The organism is Pseudomonas sp. AC229, from assembly GCF_979254655.1.
In genome coordinates this window covers 357,989-377,792 of record NZ_CEEDHK010000002.1, presented here as the reverse complement: position 1 = coordinate 377,792, position 19,804 = coordinate 357,989, and the positions used below count along the sequence as shown (strand labels likewise).

The window sequence follows — 19,804 nt, the reverse complement described above, 5'->3', positions numbered from 1 at the left end:
AAGTTGTTTTTCCCATGACCAAAACCGACCTGCACCGCCTGTTCATCGAGCGGCTTTTGGCCGATCTGCACAATGCGCAGTTAGCGTTGCAAACCGCCCACGAAGCGGCCACGCATGAAGAGAACGTCGCCGAAAACAAATACGACACCCTGGGGTTGGAAGCGGGCTACCTGGCGCACGGGCAAGCCCGGCGGGTGGCGGAAATCGAACAGGCGCTGATCGCTTTCCGCGCGCTGAAATTGCGTGAGTTCGATGCCGAAACTGGCATTCAACTCAGCGCGCTGGTGCGGCTCGAAAACGACGCTGGCCAGCAGCGCCGCCTGTACCTCGTGCCCGATGGCGCCGGGCTGAAAGTGCAGACGGATGAAGGCGAAGTGATGAGCATCACCCCCCAGTCACCCATGGGCAAAAGCCTGCTCGGCAAGGTGGCGGGAGAGGTGGTCGTGGTGAATGGGCAGGAGTCGGAGATTGTGCAGGTCAGTTGAACCGCGATTTTGTAGGAGCGGCTTTAGCCGCGATTCCTGGAAACTTCGTTTGCAGGCCAGGACAATCGAGGCTGAAGCCTCTCCTACAGAGATCAAAAGCGCTTAGCCGTACCTTTTCTTTGCCTCAATCGCCAGGCCACTGCCGATGCTTCCGAACGTATCCCCTTCGGCATGCCGAGCATTCGGCAACAGCCGCTGAATATTCCCCCGCAGCGCCGGAATGCCACTCGAACCGCCGGTGAAAAACACCGTGTCGATGTCTTCAGTGCTCACGCCCGCATCAGCGAGCAGCTGCAACACGCTGCCATTCACCTTGCCCAGCAGCACGTCGATGGACTCGTCGAACAGCTCGCGATTCAGCTCTGCCACCAGCCCAGGCTCGATGCGTTCCAGGGAAATGTTGCGGCTGTCCATTTCGGTCAGTTCGATTTTGCTTTGCTCAACTTGCATCGCCAACCAATGGCCGGCGCGCTGTTCGATGAGTTTGAAGAAACGGTCGAGGCCGTCGGTGTCCAGCGCGTCGTAGCGCATGTTCTTCAGCGCGTTTTGCGCTTGCTGCGAATACACGGCGTTGATGGTGTGCCAGGTCACCATATTCAGGTGGTGACTGGTGGGCATGTAGGCCTGGTTTTTCATGCGGCTGCCATAGCCGAACAGTGGCATCACGCCGGCCAGGCTCAGCTGTTTATCGAAGTCGGTACCGCCGATGTGCACGCCGCCGGTGGCGAGAATGTCGCTCTGCCGCTCGGCGACCATGTGCCGTTCAGGCGCCAGGCGAATCAAAGAAAAGTCCGACGTACCGCCGCCGATGTCGACAATCAACACCAGCTCTTCGCGGCTCAACGTGCTTTCGTAATCGAAGGCGGCGGCGATGGGTTCGAACTGGAACGACACGTCGTTGAAGCCGAGCTTTTTCGCCACGGCGACCAGGGTGTCCTCGGCTTCTTTGTCGGCTTTTTCGTCGTCGTCAACGAAGAACACCGGACGGCCCAGAACTACCTGCTCGAACGGCCGACCCGCCACCGCTTCGGCACGGGTTTTCAGCTCGCCAATGAAATAGCCGAGGATGTCTTTGAACGGCAGGCTGCTGCCGAGTACGGCGGTTTCGCTTTTCAGCAGCTTGGAACCCAGCAGGCTTTTCAGCGAGCGCATCAGGCGGCCTTCGTAGCCCTCCAAATACTCGTGCAGCGCCTGGCGGCCATACACCGGGCGACGTTCTTCGAAGTTGAAGAACACCACCGACGGCAGGGTGATTTTTCCGTCTTCCAGCACAATCAACGATTCCTCGCCGGGGCGCAGCCAGCCGACGGTGGAATTGGACGTGCCGAAATCGATGCCACAGGCACGAGCAGGTTGCGTGTTGGTCATGGTCGGTTCCGAGGGCAAAAAACGGCCGCGCAGTTTACGCGAGAGAGTGAGGAGATGCGCGGCAAACGATGAAAGGGTTCTGCCGCTGTCTCCCCTCGCCCGTTTACGGGAGAGGGGCCGGGGGAGAGGGCAGCAGTCCCGCGTTTGCCTGAGTAGGCGCGGTATTAACGCGCGGTGAAGTTGTCTGCCGGCGATCGTGCGAGCAGTCACCCTCTCCCCCGCCCCTCTCCCAGAGGGAGAGGGGAGACAAATCCGTTACGGGGTGATCAGGTAACCCTTAATCCCGGTAAAAATAATCTGCGCCGCCAGCGCACACACGAACAGGCCCATCAGCCGGCCAATAATCTCCAGCCCCTGATCACCCAGAATCCGTTCGAATTTGTCGCTGAGGTAGAGCACCAATCCCACCGTCACGCTGGCAAGAAAGATGGCCACCAGCGCCACCAACTTGCTGTCCCAGTGCGGCTGACCCGCGCCCATCACCAGCATCGCGCCGATGGTGCCGGGGCCGACGGTGAGGGGGATGGTCAGCGGCACGATGGTCACGTCTTGCTGCTGGTTGTCGCTCTGCACCACCGGCCGACCTTGTGCCATGCCCAACGCGGAGATAAACAGCACGCTGCCGGCGCCGATGCGGAAGGCGTCGATGGTGATGCCAAACACGGTAAAAATGCTCTGCCCAAACAGGTACAACACGCTACTGGCGACCACCACGCCAGTGGCGACCTTCCAAGCCAGGCGTTTGCGTTCTTTCACCGTGTAACCACGGGTCATGCCGATAAAAACCGACAGCACGAAGAACGGGCTGTAGAGCACCAGCATCTTCAGATACAGGCTGAACAAGGTGGACAACATCGGCAGGCTCGCAGGCAAAAAGGCGGAGAAACGTTAGTGGGGTAGGGCCGGGTCGGATTCATTCTGACGGCGGGCGTCGCGCTCGGCTACCCAGTGCTCCACCAGCTCACGCAGGTTCGACAGCTCCACCGGTTTGGCCATGTGGCCGTCCATGCCGACTTGCCGCGCGCGTTCTTTGTGTTCGGACAAAATATGCGCCGTCAACGCCACCACCGGTGTGCGTTGGCGTTGCTCCCGGGCTTCCCAGGCGCGCAGCTGTTCGGTGGCAGAAAAGCCGTCCATGACCGGCATTTCGCAATCCATCAGCACCAGGTCGTATTGCTGCGCTTTCATGGCGCTGAGGGCTTCTTCGCCGTTGCTGGCGGTGTCCGGTTGCAGGTTGAGTTTGCCCAGCATGCCGCGGATCACTTTGGTGGAAATGGTGTTGTCTTCGGCCACCAGAATGCGGAAGTCTTCTGGGAACTCCTGCGGCGCCGGCATCGGCGCATAGTGGCGCGGTTCCAGGCCCGGCTTGCGCTGCGCTAGCTCGTCGGCCAGGGTGGTTTTCAGTGTGTAGCCGGCCACCGGTTTGGCCAGGATGCGTTTGATGCCGGCGTTGCGGGCGATGATCTTGCTCGGCGCGTTGCTGATGCCGGTGAGCATGATCAGCAGCACGTCGTGGTTCAGGCTGGGATCTTCTTTGATCTTGGCCGCCAGTTGCATGCCGGTCATGCCGGGCATTTCCTGGTCCAGAAGCACCACGTCGAAGTATTCGCGGATGTTGGCTTTGGTACGCAGCAACGCCAGCGCTTCCTTGCCGGACGGCACGGCGCTGACGGTCAGGCCCCAGGCGCTGCACTGTTGCAGCAGTACTTTGCGGCAGGTTTCGTTGTCGTCCACCACCAACAGCCGCGCGCCTTGCAGCGGGCCGTCGAGGTCGGCGGTGGGATTTTCCAGGCGCTCGGCGTCCAGCGGCAGGGTCAGCCACAAGGTGTTGCCCTGGTTGCCGCCGCTTTGGATGCCAAAGGTTCCGTTCATCAAACGCACCAACTGGCGGGCGATGATCAGGCCCAGGCGGGCGCCAACGCCGGTGGCGGCGAGGAAGTCTTTGCTGTGTAGCTCGGCGTTGAGCAGGGCGTCGCGCTCGTTGCTGTCCAGCGAGCGGCCGCTGTCTTGCACGGCAATGCGCAGGCGCGGTTCGTCGCCGCTGGTGTCTACGGCCACAACCAACAGAATTTCGCCTTCGTCGGTCTGTTTGAAGGCGTTATCGAGCAGGCTCAGCAGCGTTTGGCGCAGGCGCGTTGGATCGCCGCTGACTACACGCGGCACTTGCGGCTGCATAAAGCTGATGAGTTCGACCTTTTGCTGCTCGGCTTTGGCGCGGAAGATGTCGAGGCAGTCGTCGATCAGTGCGTTGAGGTCGAACTGCACGTCGTCCAGCTCGATTTGCCCGGACTCCAGCTTGGAGATGTCGAGAATCTCGTTGATCAGCGTGAGCAGCTCGTTGCCCGAGCTGTGGATGGTTTGCACGTAGTCGCGCTGCTTGGTCGACAGCTGAGTGCCGAGCAGCAATTCGGTCATGCCCAGCACGCCATTCATAGGCGTGCGAATTTCGTGGCTGATCTTGGCCAGAAACTCGGCCTTGGCGCGCAACTCGGCCGAACTCGCCGCTTGTTCGCGGCTGTAGTTGAAATGTTCATGCTGCAAACGCAACTGCCGTTCGGCCAGCGCCTGGCTTTGCAGAAAGCCGCTGACGGCCGCGAAGCACAGCAGGTTGAACGCCAGCCAGTCGGAATCGTAAGACCAATAGCCGAACAGCGAGGGCAGGGCGCCGACAAACGCCAGGTTGAAGATCAACTGCGCCAGAGTGAACAGGCGCGCCGGTTTGTAGCCGTGCATCCAGTGATACGCCGCTACGGCCATCACGCTCAGGCTGCTGATGGCGGCGAACAGATACACCACACGGTTGAACTGTACGTGGCTGGCGGCCAGCAACAGCAGAATGAGCAGACCGATGGCCGCGCACTCGGCCAGCAGCAAGCGTCGCCAAACCGCAACGGGCTGCACGCGCTGGAAGAAGTTGAGGGTGAACGCCAGGCTGCAAAGAATCGCCAGCAGAATAGAGATATTCCCCGCCTGTACCTGCAAGCCTGGCCAGCCCACCAGCCACGAGGCGTTGATGCCGAGCAGTGTACTGGTGGTGCCCAGCAGGCTCAGTTGCGCCAATGCCAGCCACAAACTGCTGCGAATGCGCGTGTAGGCAAAGCGCACCAAGTTGTAAAGCAGCAGCAAGCCAAACGCGGCGAGCAACATGCCGTAAAACAACGCGCGGCTGTCATCGGCGGCGAAAGCGCTGGTGTCGTCAATGGTGATGGCCGGCCGCAGCGCGTGGCTGCTGGATAGGCGCAGGTAAATATCGAGGGTGTCGTTGCTTACCGGCAGGGGAAGCAGAAAGTCGCGGCTTGGCAGGGGGCGTTCGGCGAGCGGCGTCTGGCTGCCGGTGCGCGTGCTGGCCAGCAGTTCGTCGCCGCGCAGCACGTAGAGATCAAGGTGGCCGAGGTAAGGCGCAAATACTCGCAGCAGGCGTTCGCGGTCTTTGCCTGGCAAGCGCGTGTGCAGCCATTGCGCTACGTTACCGCCCGGGGTGACCAGTTGTTGGATGTCGACAGGGGAAAAACGGCTGACGCTGTTATTGGCGCGGATGTCGTTGAGTTGCAGGCTGGCGTCGCTGTCCAGCAGCGCAGACCATTGGCCTTGCTCCGCTGCCAGCGCCGGCAGTGGTGAGAGCGCAGCCAGTAGCAGGCTGGCAACAAGTCCTATGGCAATCCTGAGCCCACGCACAATGAAATCCCTTCAACTTTAAGTGCTCGGATTATAGCCAACCTGGCTTGGCCGGTAATACGCAAAAGGCAGCTCAATGAGCTGCCTTTTGTGCGTAATTGCCGACTAATTGGGTAATTAATTCGTCAATCTTCGCCGCGTTCCCGCGCAATGGCCCGATAACCGATGTCGGTGCGGTAGAAACAGCCGTCCCAATCGATTTTTTTCGCCAGCTCGTAGGCATGTGCCTGCGCGGCGCCAACCGTTTCGCCCAGCGCGGTTGCGCACAGCACGCGACCACCGGCGGTCACTACCTTGCCATCTTCCAACGCAGTACCGGCATGGAACACCTTGCCCTGCTCGGACACCGCATCAGCCAAGCCATTGATGGCCACGCCTTTGGCGTAATCACCCGGATAGCCGCCAGCGGCCAGTACCACACCGAGGCTCGGACGCGGGTCCCACTGCGCTTCGATTTTATCCAGCGCTTCGGCCAGCGCGCCTTCAATCAGCAGCACCAGGCTCGACTGCAAACGCAGCATGATCGGCTGGGTTTCCGGGTCGCCGAAGCGGCAGTTGAATTCGATGACTTTCGGCTTGCCGGCCTTGTCGATCATCAAACCCGCGTACAGGAAGCCGGTGTACACGTTGCCTTCGGCAGCCATGCCACGCACGGTCGGCCAGATCACCTCGTCCATGGCGCGCTGATGCACCTCGGCGGTGACCACCGGCGCCGGCGAATACGCGCCCATGCCGCCGGTGTTCGGGCCGGTATCGGCATCGCCGACACGTTTGTGGTCCTGGCTGGTGGCCATTGGCAGCACGTTCTTGCCATCGACCATGACGATAAAGCTGGCTTCTTCGCCTTCCAGGAATTCCTCAATCACCACCCGCGAACCGGCGTCACCAAAGGCGTTGCCGGCGAGCATGTCGCGCACGGCGTCTTCGGCTTCTTCCAGCGTCATGGCCACGATCACGCCTTTGCCAGCGGCCAGGCCGTCGGCCTTGATCACGATCGGTGCGCCTTTTTCACGCAGGTAAGCCAGGGCTGGCTCCACTTCGGTGAAGTTCTGGTACTCGGCGGTCGGAATGTTGTGGCGGGCGAGGAAGTCTTTAGTGAACGCCTTCGAACCTTCCAGCTGCGCCGCGCCAGCGGTCGGGCCGAAGCAGCGCAGGTTGCGGCTGCGGAACAGATCGACCACGCCCTTCACCAGCGGCGCTTCCGGGCCAACGATGGTCAGGCTGACATTCTTCTCAGCGAAGTCCGCCAACTGCTCCAGCGCCAACACGTCGATAGCCACGTTTTCGCACTTGGCTTCGGTGGCAGTGCCGGCGTTGCCGGGGGCAACGAATACTTTTTCCACACGCGGATCTTGTGCGACTTTCCACGCCAGGGCGTGTTCACGACCGCCACTGCCAATGATCAATACATTCATGCTGCAAGCCTCTGTTGAAAGCCGCCGCGCGAAGGCGCGGTCGGCGTGGGGCTAAAAATCAGGCGACGCCTATCGAGGGAGCGATGACGTAGGTAGATGCAAGGCGGATTGGGCTTTTGCGAGCGGAGTTGCCGCCTGGCAATGAGCACCGCAAAAGTCCAATCCAACGCAGCAGATGCCTGCGTCAGCGCAGCCGTCTTAATGTCTAAAGTGACGCATGCCGGTGAAGACCATGGCGATGCCGGCTTCATCGGCCGCTGCAATCACTTCGTTATCGCGCATCGAACCACCTGGCTGGATAACGGCGGTGATACCGTTTTTCGCCGCGTTATCAATGCCATCCCGGAACGGGAAAAACGCGTCGGAGGCCATTACCGCCCCCTGCACTTGCAGGCCAGCGTGTTCGGCTTTGATGGCAGCAATACGGGCGGAGTTAACGCGGCTCATCTGGCCGGCGCCGACACCGATGGTCTGGCGATTCTTGGCGTAGATGATGGCGTTGGATTTCACGTACTTGGCCACTTTCCAGGCGAAGATCAGGTCGTGAATTTCCTGCTCGGTCGGGGCGCGCTGGGTAACCACTTTCAGGTCGTCGGCGGTGATCATGCCGATGTCGCGGCTCTGTACCAGCAGGCCACCGTTAACGCGTTTGTAGTCCCAGGCAGCGGCGCGCTCGGCGTTCCACTGGCCGCACGCCAGCAGGCGCACGTTGGCTTTGGCGGCGACCACTTCACGGGCCTCGGCGCTTACGCTTGGGGCAATGATAACTTCCACGAACTGACGGTCGACGATGGCTTTGGCGGTCGCCGCGTCCAGCTCACGGTTGAAGGCGATGATGCCGCCGAAGGCCGATTCGGTGTCGGTGGCGTAGGCCAGTTCATAGGCCTGACGGATGCCGCCTTCGCTGTCCAGCGCCACGGCCACGCCGCATGGGTTGGCGTGTTTGACGATCACGCAGGCCGGTTTCACGAAGCTTTTTACGCATTCCAGCGCGGCGTCGGTATCGGCCACGTTGTTGAACGACAGCTCTTTGCCTTGCAGTTGGGTGGCGGTGGCCACGCTGACTTCGGCTGGCTTGGCTTCCACGTAGAACGCCGCGCTTTGGTGCGGGTTCTCGCCGTAGCGCATTTCCTGGGCCTTGATGAACTGGCTGTTGAAGGTGCGCGGGAATTCGCTGCGGCCTTCTGTGCTCAGGGTTTCAGCGGCCTGGTTAACGGTGCCCATGTAGTTGGCGATCATGCCGTCGTAGGCGGCGGTGTGCTCGAAGGCTTTGAGCATCAGGTCGAAGCGCTGCGCGTAGCTCAGGCCGCCGGCTTTGAGGTTCTCCAGCACGTTGGCGTAGTCGCTGGCGTTTACCACGATGGCCACATCTTTATGGTTTTTTGCCGCCGAGCGGACCATGGTCGGGCCGCCGATGTCGATGTTCTCGATGGCGGTCGGCAGGTCGCAGCCGGGCTTGGAAATGGTCGCTTCGAAGGGGTAGAGATTGACCGCTACCAGGTCGATCGGCTTGATGCCGTGCTCGGCCATGATGGCATCGTCGGTGCCGCGACGGCCCAGAATGCCGCCGTGAATTTTCGGGTGCAGGGTTTTAACCCGGCCATCCATCATTTCCGCGAAGCCGGTGTAGTCGGCGACTTCGACAGCAGCTACGCCGTTGTCCTTGAGCAGTTTGAAGGTGCCGCCGGTGGACAGAATTTCCACGCCAAGGGCGGACAGCTCACGGGCAAACTCGAGAATGCCGGTCTTGTCGGAAACGCTGATCAAGGCACGGCGGACGGGTAGGCGGGTGGTTTGGTCGGTCATCTCAATTTCCATCTAAAGCGAAGAAATCAGCAAAAAAGGGCGGCTTGCGGGCCGCCCTTCTTCGTATGAATACATGCTTACAACAGGTCGTATTGCTTGAGCTTTTTGCGCAACGTTCCGCGGTTCAGGCCGAGCAATTCGGAAGCCTTGGTCTGGTTGCCCTTGACGTAATTCATCACGGTTTCCAGCAGCGGTGCTTCGACTTCGGAAAGCACCAGATTGTAGACATCACACACATCTTGCCCATCGAGGTGGGCGAAGTAGTTGTGCAGCGCCTTTTCCACATTGCCGCGCAAGGTCTGGCCTTCGTCGCTGGGTGTGTTGAGGTGCTGTTTCAAATTGACGTTATCGGTCACGGGTGCAATTCCACTCACTAAAGTCTCAGTCATCATCGTCATGCGGCCACCTCTTCTCCATCGTTGTGACGTTCGGCGAAGAACTGCCGAACGCTGGCGCATTGCACGTCCGTGTTTTCCAGACGATTGAATTGGGCGCGAAACTCCCTGGCGCCCGGCAGGGTGGCGAGGTACCAGCCAACGTGCTTGCGCGCGATTCGCGGGCCCATCACGTCACCGTAGAAACTGTGCAATTCGGCCAGATGCTCTAGCAGAATGCGTTCCACCTCATACAGCGTTGGCGCCGGCAGGTGAGTGCCGGTGCGCAGGTAATGCTCGATCTCGCGAAAGATCCACGGCCGGCCCTGAGCAGCGCGGCCAATCAACAAACCGTCGGCTCCGGTGCTATCGAGCACCTCACGGGCCTTTTGCGGCGAGGTGATATCGCCATTGGCGAACACCGGAATCGAGACCGCTTGTTTGATTGCGGCGATGGTCTCGTACTCAGCGTCGCCGGTGTACAGATCGGCGCGGGTACGACCGTGAACGGCGAGGGCGGTAATGCCGGATGCTTCGGCAATGCGCGCAACGGTGATGCCGTTTTTGTTGTCGCGGTCCCAACCGGTGCGAATTTTCAGGGTTACCGGTACGTCTACCGCGGCCACCACTGCCTGCAAAATCGCACTCACCAACGCTTCGTCTTTTAGCAGCGCAGACCCCGCTGCCTTGTTGCAGACCTTCTTGGCCGGGCAACCCATATTGATGTCGATGATTTGCGCGCCCAGCTCCACGTTCGCCCGTGCGGCATCGGCCAGCATCTGCGGGTCGCCACCGGCGATCTGCACCGAGCGCGGCTCGGGATCGTCGGCATGGATCAGGCGCAAACTGGATTTGCGCGTGTTCCACAAACTCATGTCGCTGGTGACCATCTCCGATACCACCATGCCAGCTCCGAGGCGCCGGCACAGCTGGCGAAACGGGCGATCAGTGACGCCCGCCATCGGGGCGAGGATCAACTGATTGGGCAATGTGTATGGGCCGATGCGTACCGCCGACATGGGGCTTCCCTGCTGAGAAAGGCGGATCTGAGACTGCGAAAAAGGGTGGGCATGATACCCGCTCTCGATGACTGGATAAAGGCTGTTTTGGATAAATTATGAACAGTTTTGGCCGGTCAAAAAGTCGCCCAACGAATGCCAAAATGGCAAAAATGTCGTGTGGAAAACTACTCGGGCGAGTGGAAACTCAAGCTGTAATTCACGGCTTTATTGCCTGGATCGAGGATATCCAGAGAGATGTGAATCGGCGTTTGCGGTGGCATTTCGGCCTGGCCCGCCAACTCGCCCGCGAGGTATTCACTGGGTTTGAAGCGACGACTGGCAAGCAGTTGACCGTTGAGGTCGGCGAAGCGAATTTCCAGCAGCGGGAATGGCTGAGCGAAGGTGGCGCGGTTGTAGATAATCGCATCCACCACCAGCGCGCCGTTGAACTCTGGGTGGCTGCGCACCACCAGGTTGCTGCTTTTGATCAGGCTGATTTCCACCTTGGATGGCAAGGTGCAACCGATGTTCGGGCACATGGCTTCGAACCACGGGCGGTACTGGTCCTGACGGGCCAATTCGTTGAAGTGGTAGGCCACATACTGCGTCGCCAGGGCGGCGGCGCCGATCAGGTTGAGCAAGCCCCAGCCGATCCAGCGGCCCCAAGGTTTGCGCTGTTCCTGCCAGTCCAGTTGCAGCGGGTCGTCGGCCAGGTGGAACAGGCTGTCGTCGCGCAAAGCGGGCTCGGCGCGGGACGGTTTGTTCAGGTTCTTAACGGCAGAAAAATCCCGCTCAGGCTCGTGCTCGCGGTCTTCGTCTTCATCGACGGCACGGTCCAGCTCACGGTCAGCGCTAAGGCGGAAAGCGGGGTCGAGGTCGTCGTCTTCATCATCGATATGACCATTGCCGAGCGCCGGTTCGTCTTCGATTGGCTCTGGTGCTACAACCGGAGCAGCGGGCGCTACCGGCTTGGCACGGAAAACCGGAGGTGGCGGAGCGAGGCTCGGCGCTGGCGGCTCGATGCCGTCTTGGCTCGGGCGCGGAGCCGTTTCCTTGCGCAGCAAGGCCTCGGCCCAGCCTTCATCGTGCTGGTCGTCGATGCGATCCGGCGCTTTGAGGAAATCGTCTTTCGCTTTGTTGGTGGCGGCGGGAGCCAGGGACAAAAACTCTTGGGACAGCTGAAATTCCTGCTGCTCCAGCTTGGCCAGCTCTTCGTCGAGGCTGTCCAGGTCGAGGTCGTCGTGAATCCACAACGTTTCGCTGGTGGCTTTGCCTGCGGTGGGAATCGTTGTCGCCGCTGGAGCGGGCGGAGCGGGTGCCGGAGCGGGTGCAGCTACGGCGGCGGCCACCGGCTTGACCGGTGTGGCAACAGGGGGCGCAGGCGCTTTGGGCTGAAGCGGGTTGTCGTCGAGAATCTGCTGCGCGGCATTGAATACATGCAAGCACGCCCCGCAACGCACAGCGCCATGCGCGGCACCCAGCTGCGTGCTGCTTACGCGAAAGCTGGTGCGGCAATGTGGGCATTGGGTGACGAAGCTGGCGGTCATGCAGTATTCCGGGGGTACACGAATTGAACGGCGGCTAGTTTAACTCAAGGTTCGCGGCAGGCGAGCCTCAGCGGCGGCGACCGCTGATGCGCACCCAGCCGTCTTTCTCGGCAGTGGGGTCGAGCTCGAACGCATCGGCGTAGGCGGCGCGAACCTCTTCGGCTTGTTCGGCCAGAATGCCCGACAAGGCCAGACGGCCACCTGGCTGCACGAGGGCGGTAATCTGCCCCGCGAGTTGGACCAGTGGACCGGCCAGAATGTTCGCCACCACCACTTCGGCCGGGATGCGCGGCAAATCTTCCGGCAAGTAGAGCGGGAACAGCGCCGGGTCAATGCCATTGCGCCCGGCGTTATCGCGCGAGGCTTCGAGCGCTTGCGGGTCGATGTCGGTGCCCACCGCATGTTTGGCGCCCAGTAGCAGCGCAGCGATGGCGAGAATGCCCGAGCCGCAGCCGAAATCCAGGACTTCAACGCCTTGCATGTCCTGGCCATCCAGCCATTCCAGGCACAGCGCCGTGGTCGGGTGCGTGCCGGTGCCAAAGGCCAGGCCTGGGTCGAGCAGCAGGTTCACGGCGTCCGGCTCTGGCGCGGCGTGCCAGCTCGGCACAATCCACAGGCGCTGACCGAAGCGCATGGGCTGGAAGTTGTCCATCCAGCTGCGTTCCCAATCCTGGTCTTCGATGCGCTCGACCTGATGGTCCGGCAGCGTGCCGCCGGTGAGTAGGGTCAGGTGCGCCAGCAGGTTGGCTTCGTCGACGTCCGCCTCGAACAACGCCAGCAAGTGCGTGCGCGACCACAGCGGGGTGGTGCCCAGGTCCGGCTCGTAAATCGGCTGGTCTTCGGCATCCATAAAGGTCACCGACACGGCGCCAACCGAGAGCAGTGCGTCTTCGTAGGTTTCTGCCTGTTCCGGGCTGATGGCGAGACGGACTTGTAACCACGGCATAACAACAACCTCGAAGCGATACGTAAGAAGACTGGACTGTAGACGACTGGCGTTTAACAGGGCGGCAAGCTTACTTGAGGTGCCGACGCCGCACCAGCCGGGCTTTGCGTGCGATTTAGCCCACGGTAGCCCAGGTGGCAGGCGCCGCCGGCCAGCAGTGCCGGCAACAACAGATTGAGCACCGGCACCAGCGCGATCAGAAAAATCAGCAAGCCGTACGCCAGAATCGCGCCGCGTCGATTGGCGAGCGCGCCCAACTGTTCGTTCGACGTCGCCAGACTGGAAAACGCCGCCGGAATCAGAAACCGCACGTTCAAATACGCCAGCAGCCCCACCAGCAACACGCCATTGAGCAGGGGAATCAGCAGACAAACCAGCGTGCCCAGCGTAATGCCAAGCCACGGGCCAAGCACGTAACGCACGCCGTGCAGCAGGTTGCTGTCGCGCTCGGCGCGCTGTTGCAACTGCGGATAATGACGAATGCAGCGCTCGCGCACCTTGCCCATCAGCACCCAGCGCAGCGCCAGGCGAATGGTCGCGACGATGGCGACGGTATACAGCAGCACAAACAAGATCAGTGCCAGCGCCGCGACATACATCACCAGCATCGCCAGCGGTCCGGCCATGCCGCCCATGCTGCCACCGCCGCCGCCACTCAAACTCGGCAAAAAGCCCAGCACAACGCCGCCGTAAATGATGAAGAGGGAGAGGGCGCCACAGCCGATGCCGATCTGCTCGTAGTACTCGAAAAACACCCACGTCCACAGCCCGAACGCCAGGGCGCACAGGCCCGCCGAGCGCAACAGAATGCCAGGGCGTAGGCTGTCGCGAAGGGCGAGTCCAAGGCATTTGAATGCTTCGGCAAAGGCGGCGAGGGTGTTGTCGGCAGCGGCTTTGAGGCCCATGAATCATGTCCTTATGAAACGAGAAAAGGCCGCGGGAAGCGGCCTTTCTCTAGAGGTGCAGCTGGAAAGCGACTTAATGGATGCCGAGTTTCTTTTCAAGGTAGTGGATGTTCACGCCACCTTTGCAAAAACCCTTGTCCCTCACCAGATCACGGTGCAACGGGATGTTGGTCTTGATGCCGTCGACCACGATCTCGTCCAGCGCATTGCGCATGCGCGCCATGGCTTCGTCGCGGGTCGCCCCGTAGGTGATCAGCTTGCCGATCAACGAGTCATAGTTCGGCGGAACGCTGTAGCCGCTGTACAGGTGCGAATCCACGCGCACGCCATTGCCGCCAGGGGCATGGAAGTGCTTGACCTTGCCGGGGCTCGGCATAAAGGTCGACGGGTCTTCGGCGTTGATGCGGCATTCCAGAGCGTGACCACGGATGACCACATCTTCCTGCTTGATCGACAGCTTGTTGCCAGCGGCGATGCTGAGCATCTCCTTGACGATGTCGATGCCGGTGACCATTTCCGATACCGGATGCTCCACCTGAACGCGGGTGTTCATCTCGATAAAGTAGAAGCGGCCATTTTCGTACAGGAACTCGAAGGTGCCGGCGCCACGGTAGCCAATATCGATACAGGCTTTCACGCAACGGGCGAACACTTCCTGGCGAGCAGTTTCGTCGATGCCAGGAGCCGGCGCTTCTTCCAGTACCTTCTGGTGGCGGCGTTGCAGCGAGCAGTCGCGGTCACCCAAGTGAATGGCGTTGCCCTGACCGTCGGACAGCACCTGCACTTCCACGTGACGTGGGTTAGTGAGGAACTTCTCCAGATAGACCATCGGGTTGCCGAACGCAGCACCGGCTTCGGTGCGGGTCAGCTTCGCCGATTTGATCAGGTCGTCTTCGTCGTGAACCACGCGCATACCACGACCACCACCGCCGCCAGCGGCTTTGATGATCACTGGATAGCCGACTTCACGGCCGATGCGCAGTGCAGTTTCTTCGTCTTCCGGCAGCGGGCCGTCGGAGCCCGGAACGGTCGGAACGCCAGCGGCGATCATCGCGTGCTTGGCCGAAACCTTGTCGCCCATCAGGCGAATGGTGTCGGCTTTCGGGCCGATGAAGGCAAAACCGGATTTCTCCACCTGCTCGGCAAAGTCGGCGTTTTCCGCGAGGAAACCGTAGCCGGGGTGAATGGCGGTAGCGCCGGTCACTTCGGCGGCGGCAATGATCGCCGGAATATGCAGGTAGGATTTGTTAGCGGGGCCAGGACCGATGCACACCGTTTCGTCTGCCAGGCCCAAGTGCATCAGTTCGCGGTCGGCGGTGGAGTACACCGCGACAGTCTTGATGCCCAGTTCCTTGCAAGCGCGCAGGATGCGCAAGGCAATTTCGCCGCGATTGGCGATCAGCACTTTTTCCAACATCGCAGGCTCTCCGCGGTTCAAACGATGGTGAACAGCGGTTGGTCGTACTCAACCGGCTGGCCGTTTTCCACCAAGATGGATTCGATGACGCCGCTGGTTTCAGCTTCGATGTGGTTCATCATTTTCATGGCTTCGACGATGCACAGAATGTCGCCTTTCTTCACCGTCTGGCCCACTTCAACGAAGGCTGGCGAGGTTGGCGCCGGGGTGCGGTAGAAGGTGCCGACCATTGGCGAGCGAACCACGTTGCCGTTGAGCTTGGCGGCAACCGGCGCAGCGTCGGCCACCGCAGCGACAGGCGCGACGGGAGCGGCAGCAGGAGCGGGGGCGGCGAACATTTGTGGAGCGGGGGCGTATTGCGGCTGTTTGCCATGACGGCTGATGCGTACGGACTCTTCGCCCTCACGAATCTCCAGCTCATCGATGCCGGATTCTTCCAGCAGCTCGATCAATTTCTTAACTTTACGAATATCCATAAAAAGCAACTCCCAAGGAAAAGGTCAGGGGCGTTCAAGTTGTTCCAGGGCAGCCTCCAGGGCCAGCCGGTAACCGCTGGCGCCAAGGCCGCAGATCACACCTACAGCAACATCCGAAAAGTAGGAGTGATGGCGGAAAGGTTCGCGCTTGTGCACGTTTGACAGGTGCACTTCGATGAATGGGATGCTCACCGCTAGCAACGCGTCACGTAATGCGACACTTGTGTGCGTAAAAGCTGCGGGATTGATAAGAATGAAGTCCACCGCTTCGTTGCGAGCGGCGTGAATACGCTCGATCAGCTCGTACTCGGCATTGCTCTGCAAGTACATCAGGTGGTGACCGGCGTCGCGGGCTCGGCGCTCGAGGTCGAGGTTGATCTGTTCCAACGTGGTGGCGCCATAGACGCCTGGTTCGCGCGTGCCCAACAAATTCAGGTTGGGGCCATGCAGCACCAGCAAGGTGGCCATGTGGAGTTTTCCTTATTGTTTTGCCATTCAACGCTGCGCCGGACTATGCCGCAGGCAGATTGCGCATGTCCAGTTCTACGCAGTACCAAGCACGATAGCAGCAGATTGCTGCAAATATGTGCAGCTCGTCAGCGCGTGGCGGCGCTGCGCAGGCGTTCGGCGAATTGCGCCGCGTCAATCTCCCCTACGACACGGATATCAGCCCATTCGTCACCGTTAGGTGCGAAAAACAAAATGGCGGGCGGGCCGAACAGCTTGTAGCGGTCCAGCAGGGTGCGTTGTTCTTCGGTGCTGTCGGTGATGTCGAAACGCACCAAGCGGTAGCGGCCGAGCTGGCTGGTAACTTCCGGCGCGTGCAGCACTTCGCGTTCGATGACTTTGCAACTGATGCACCAGTCGGCGTACCAATCGAGCAGCAAGGGTTGATTCCCCGCTTTGGCCGCAGCGAGTGCAGCGTCCAGCTCGGCGGGCGTTTTCACTGTCTGCCAGGTTGTGGCAACGGGTGCAGCGCCGGTAGCGGCGACGGTTTGCGAGGCTCTGCCCAGCGGGCGCAGCGGATCGCTTTCGCCCTGCAGCGCACCGACCCACGCGCTCACGCCATACACCACTAACACCAGGCCGAGCAGTTGCGCCAGCCGAGCGCGCGGCGCTTTGTAGGTGAACTCCAGCGCGCCGAGAAACAGCGCCACGCCAACGGCCAACAGACCCCACAACGCCAGCGCCAGGCTTGGCGGCAGCACGCGTTCGAGCATCCACACCGACACCGCGAGCAGCAACACGCCGAAGGCGTTACGCACCGTCACCATCCAGTTGCCGCCTTTGGGCAGCAAGGTGCCGCCGCCGACCGCAAACAGCACCAGCGGCGCGCCCATGCCCAGGCCCAGGGCGAACAATTTCAAACCGCCGCCCAGCGCATCGCCACTGGCGCTTATATAAAGAAGCGCGCCCGCTAATGGCGCCGACACGCACGGCGACACCAGCAAGCTCGACACCACGCCCAGCAGTGCGGCGCCCCACAACGAACCGCCCTTGGCGTTGCCGGCCATGCGGTCCAGCGGCTCGCTGATAAAACGCGGCAAACGCAGCTCGAACACGCCAAACATCGCCAGGGCGAACAGGCCGAAGAACAATGCAAAAGGCACCAGCACCCAGGCAGATTGCAACCGCGCCTGCAAATTCAGCTCGGCGCCGAACACGCCCATCAGCGCACCCAACACTGCGAAACATGCAGCCATCGGCAACACGTAGGCCAGCGACAAGCTCAGGCCGCGTACGCCACCAATTTGTCCGCGCAACACCACGCCCGAGAGGATTGGCAGCATCGGCAACACGCACGGCGTGAAGGTCAGGCCCAGGCCAGCGACGAAAAACAGCAGCAGCTCATGCCAGCTCCAGCCGCTCACTGGCGCGCCTGCCGGGGCGCTGCTGGCGGCGGAGGCGTTCACTGGCGCGGCGTCGCCGTCCAGCTCCAAACGCTCGGTTTCCGGCGGATAGCAAAGACCTTTATCCGCGCAGCCTTGGTAGGTCACGAACAGCGTATAGGGCAGGTTGTAACTGTTCTTCAGCGGCAGATCGACATCGACGATGGCGTGGTACACCTCCACGTCGCCGAAATACTGATCGTGTTTTTTCTCGCCTGGCGGCAGTTGCGCCGGACCATTGCCAACGTCGGCCGGCTCGATGCGGAATTTGAATTGGTGGCGATACAGGTAATAGCCGTCGGTGGCGACGAAGCGCAGCGTGACTTTGTCCGCCGTGTTCTGCACCACGCTCAGCTTGAACGCCTCGCGTACAGGCAGGAAGTCGGCGCTGTTATTCAGCGGAGCGCCGAGGGTGGCGCTGGGGCGGCTGTCCAGAAGACCGGCGCTGACCGGCAGGGCGAGCAACAGCAAAAACAGGCTGAGCAGGCGGCGCATGGAAATCTCACTGCAAAGAAAGTGCGCGCAATCATAGCGGAAAGCGTTGAAGCGTGGCCTTGGGCGAATCGACACGGGGGAACGACTGGGGGGTCGACTGCGCCGCCATCCGCACTAGCCGGCGTTAAGTCCGCACGCATAGTCAAATCCGAAACGCTGGATCCCCGCCTGCGCGAGGATGACGGTGGTTGGGTCAAAACACTCCGTCGTCCTCGCGCAGGTGGGGATTCAGAAGGGTGGACGATAGGTGAAAAATAAGGCCGTCCTTAACCGCGTAGTGTCGGTTCGACGGTCCAGAATTGCGGGCGCAACGCCAGCGCTAAACCCGAAACCGCTGCACCGCCGTATGCAACTGCCCACCCAATGCCTGCAACTGTTCCCCTTGATTACGCCCATGCCCAATGCGCTCAAGGTTACTGCCGCCCAACTGATGAATCCGCTCGCTATGCCCACGAATCTCACTCACCGCGCCGCTCTGTTGCGCTGTGGCGTCGGCGATGCGTTCGGCCATGGTGGCGATGGTGCGGATGGCGGTGACGATTTCATCCAGCGCGCCATCCGCCGCTTCGGCCTGACTCGCGGTGGCTTCGGCATGGCCAACCTGGGCGCGCATGGCTTCCAGTGAGTGCCCGGCAGCCTGCTGCAGGCGTCCGATCAGTTGCTGAATTTCTCCCGTGGCGCCGGCCGTGCGCTGGGCCAGCGAGCGCACTTCTTCGGCCACCACGGCAAACCCACGCCCGCTTTCGCCGGCCCGCGCGGCTTCGATGGCGGCGTTCAAGGCCAGCAAATTGGTTTGCTCGGCAATTGAGCGAATCACGGTGAGTACGCTGCCAATGGTGGCGGTTTCTTCAGCGAGCCGTTCAATTGCCTGGGCGTTGCCCTGCACCTCGCTAACCAGCATGTGCATGCCCGTCAGGCTTTGGCCAATCACGCTCTGGCCTTGTTCCAACGCTCGGCCGGCTTCGCGGCTGGCATCTGCGGCCTGGCTGGCATCGCCGGCGACCTGTTGAATGGTCGACTCCAAATCGCCCAGCGCATCGCGAATCTGCTCGGTATCACCGGCCTGGCGTTCGGCGCCGCTGTGCAAGCCATTGCTCAGCTCGGCCAGCGCACGGCTGCTGCCGGCCACTTGCTCGGCGTGCTGGCGAATGGTGCCCACCAGGTCGACCAAGTAGGCGCGAAGGCGGTTGAGCGACTCTTCAATGTCGTGCAGCTCGCGGGTTTTTGAGTCGAGCACAATGGCGTCAGCAAAGTTGCCTTGCGCCCAGGCTGACAGCGACGGCGCCAGGCGGCTCAACACCGTGCTGAGGCGCCGCTGGATACGGTCGATGACCAGCGCAATCAGCAGAATCAGGCCGATCATTGCGCCTTGCAGCGTGCGAACTTGCAGCTGAATGCGACCGTATTCGGCCCGCACCGCCGGCGCCACGGCGTCCAGCGCTTGCTGGGTGGCGGCCAGCGTGTCGCGGGTTTTGCTCAGCAGGGCACCACGGTTTTTGATCAGTTCACGGGTACGCGCCAGTTCGGCCGGGTAGCGTTTGATCAGGCTGGCCAGGTCCCGTTTGAGGGCGACGCCACGGTCCTCGGCTTGTGTGGCGCTGGTGTCAGACGCAATGCCCATCATCGCCGCGAAGTCATCGGCACCGGAATTGCTGGCATCGGCCACGCCCAGCAGCGGCAGCGCTTGCAGGGCATCGGCTTGTTGACTGAGTACCGTCACTTCGCGTTCCACGTCGCCGGCCAATTCGTCGCGGCCGCTGCTCACCAGCTTGCCGCGCGCATGGCTCAGCCGCGTAAGGTGCACGGCGGCGTTGAATAGCGGTGCGCGGTAAGCGGCGCTGGCGTCGGCCGGCGCGCTGTCGGCATAGGCGCTGAGTTGTTCCAAAGCGCCGGAAATTTCCCGCTCGGCTTGCAGCAACAGCCCTTGCGGGTCGCCGGCCAGTTTGCCCGCCGCCAGCAGTTCGGTGCCGGTAAAGCGCTGCAAATCACTGAGGCTGGGACGCAG

General features: G+C 61.4%; 16 protein-coding genes. 1 reads left to right on the top strand and 15 read right to left on the bottom strand.

The window, feature by feature from the left end:
• Positions 1-14: 14 nt before the first annotated feature.
• The gene (locus AC0IW7_RS04335) at positions 15-485 is read left to right on the top strand and encodes a GreA/GreB family elongation factor (protein ID WP_471815978.1); all 471 of its coding nucleotides are present in this window, start codon (positions 15-17) and stop codon (positions 483-485) included.
• Positions 486-587: 102 nt separating this feature from the next.
• On the opposite strand, the gene AC0IW7_RS04330 is transcribed toward AC0IW7_RS04335, so the two are convergent.
• From AC0IW7_RS04330 to AC0IW7_RS04260, 15 genes are all read right to left on the bottom strand, one after another.
• Positions 588-1,853 carry an Hsp70 family protein gene (locus tag AC0IW7_RS04330; RefSeq protein WP_471815977.1) on the bottom strand — a complete coding sequence of 422 codons (1,266 nt, stop codon included), beginning with the start codon at positions 1,851-1,853 and terminating at the stop codon, positions 588-590.
• Positions 1,854-2,108: 255 nt separating this feature from the next.
• Entirely contained in the window at positions 2,109-2,708 is a 600-nt protein-coding gene (locus AC0IW7_RS04325; protein ID WP_122454095.1) for a MarC family protein, read from the bottom strand.
• Positions 2,709-2,741: 33 nt separating this feature from the next.
• The gene (locus tag AC0IW7_RS04320) at positions 2,742-5,528 is read right to left on the bottom strand and encodes a hybrid sensor histidine kinase/response regulator (protein ID WP_122493022.1); all 2,787 of its coding nucleotides are present in this window, start codon (positions 5,526-5,528) and stop codon (positions 2,742-2,744) included.
• A 125-nt stretch (positions 5,529-5,653) separates the two neighbouring features.
• Positions 5,654-6,943 carry a phosphoribosylamine--glycine ligase gene (purD, locus tag AC0IW7_RS04315; protein ID WP_122493021.1) on the bottom strand — a complete coding sequence of 430 codons (1,290 nt, stop codon included), beginning with the start codon at positions 6,941-6,943 and terminating at the stop codon, positions 5,654-5,656.
• A gap of 198 nt (positions 6,944-7,141) precedes the next feature.
• The gene (gene purH, locus AC0IW7_RS04310; RefSeq protein WP_471815974.1) at positions 7,142-8,749 is read right to left on the bottom strand and encodes a bifunctional phosphoribosylaminoimidazolecarboxamide formyltransferase/IMP cyclohydrolase; all 1,608 of its coding nucleotides are present in this window, start codon (positions 8,747-8,749) and stop codon (positions 7,142-7,144) included.
• A 77-nt stretch (positions 8,750-8,826) separates the two neighbouring features.
• Positions 8,827-9,147, bottom strand: a complete 321-nt coding sequence (gene fis / locus AC0IW7_RS04305; RefSeq protein WP_108098422.1) for a DNA-binding transcriptional regulator Fis — start codon at positions 9,145-9,147, stop codon at positions 8,827-8,829.
• On the bottom strand, positions 9,144-10,142 hold the full coding sequence (gene dusB / locus AC0IW7_RS04300) for a tRNA dihydrouridine synthase DusB (RefSeq protein ID WP_463551410.1): 999 nt from the start codon (positions 10,140-10,142) through the stop codon (positions 9,144-9,146). Before dusB ends, fis begins: the two co-directional genes overlap by 4 nt.
• Positions 10,143-10,309: 167 nt before the next feature.
• Entirely contained in the window at positions 10,310-11,671 is a 1,362-nt protein-coding gene (locus tag AC0IW7_RS04295) for a DUF3426 domain-containing protein (protein WP_471815972.1), read from the bottom strand.
• Between the two features lie 67 nt (positions 11,672-11,738).
• The gene (prmA, locus tag AC0IW7_RS04290) at positions 11,739-12,617 is read right to left on the bottom strand and encodes a 50S ribosomal protein L11 methyltransferase (protein ID WP_122493017.1); all 879 of its coding nucleotides are present in this window, start codon (positions 12,615-12,617) and stop codon (positions 11,739-11,741) included.
• A gap of 53 nt (positions 12,618-12,670) precedes the next feature.
• Positions 12,671-13,522, bottom strand: coding sequence for an EI24 domain-containing protein (locus AC0IW7_RS04285; RefSeq protein ID WP_471815971.1), 852 nt, complete (start codon positions 13,520-13,522; stop codon positions 12,671-12,673).
• Positions 13,523-13,595: 73 nt separating this feature from the next.
• Entirely contained in the window at positions 13,596-14,939 is a 1,344-nt protein-coding gene (gene accC, locus AC0IW7_RS04280; RefSeq protein ID WP_471815969.1) for an acetyl-CoA carboxylase biotin carboxylase subunit, read from the bottom strand.
• Between the two features lie 17 nt (positions 14,940-14,956).
• Positions 14,957-15,415 (bottom strand): acetyl-CoA carboxylase biotin carboxyl carrier protein, encoded by a 459-nt coding sequence (accB, locus tag AC0IW7_RS04275; protein ID WP_463381712.1) that lies wholly within the window; start codon positions 15,413-15,415, stop codon positions 14,957-14,959.
• Positions 15,416-15,439: 24 nt separating this feature from the next.
• Entirely contained in the window at positions 15,440-15,883 is a 444-nt protein-coding gene (gene aroQ, locus AC0IW7_RS04270; protein ID WP_122454105.1) for a type II 3-dehydroquinate dehydratase, read from the bottom strand.
• A gap of 128 nt (positions 15,884-16,011) precedes the next feature.
• The gene (locus tag AC0IW7_RS04265; protein WP_471815967.1) at positions 16,012-17,799 is read right to left on the bottom strand and encodes a protein-disulfide reductase DsbD; all 1,788 of its coding nucleotides are present in this window, start codon (positions 17,797-17,799) and stop codon (positions 16,012-16,014) included.
• 319 nt (positions 17,800-18,118) lie between these two features.
• Positions 18,119-18,700 (bottom strand): methyl-accepting chemotaxis protein, encoded by a 582-nt coding sequence (locus AC0IW7_RS04260; protein ID WP_471816127.1) that lies wholly within the window; start codon positions 18,698-18,700, stop codon positions 18,119-18,121.
• Positions 18,701-19,804: the final 1,104 nt, after the last annotated feature.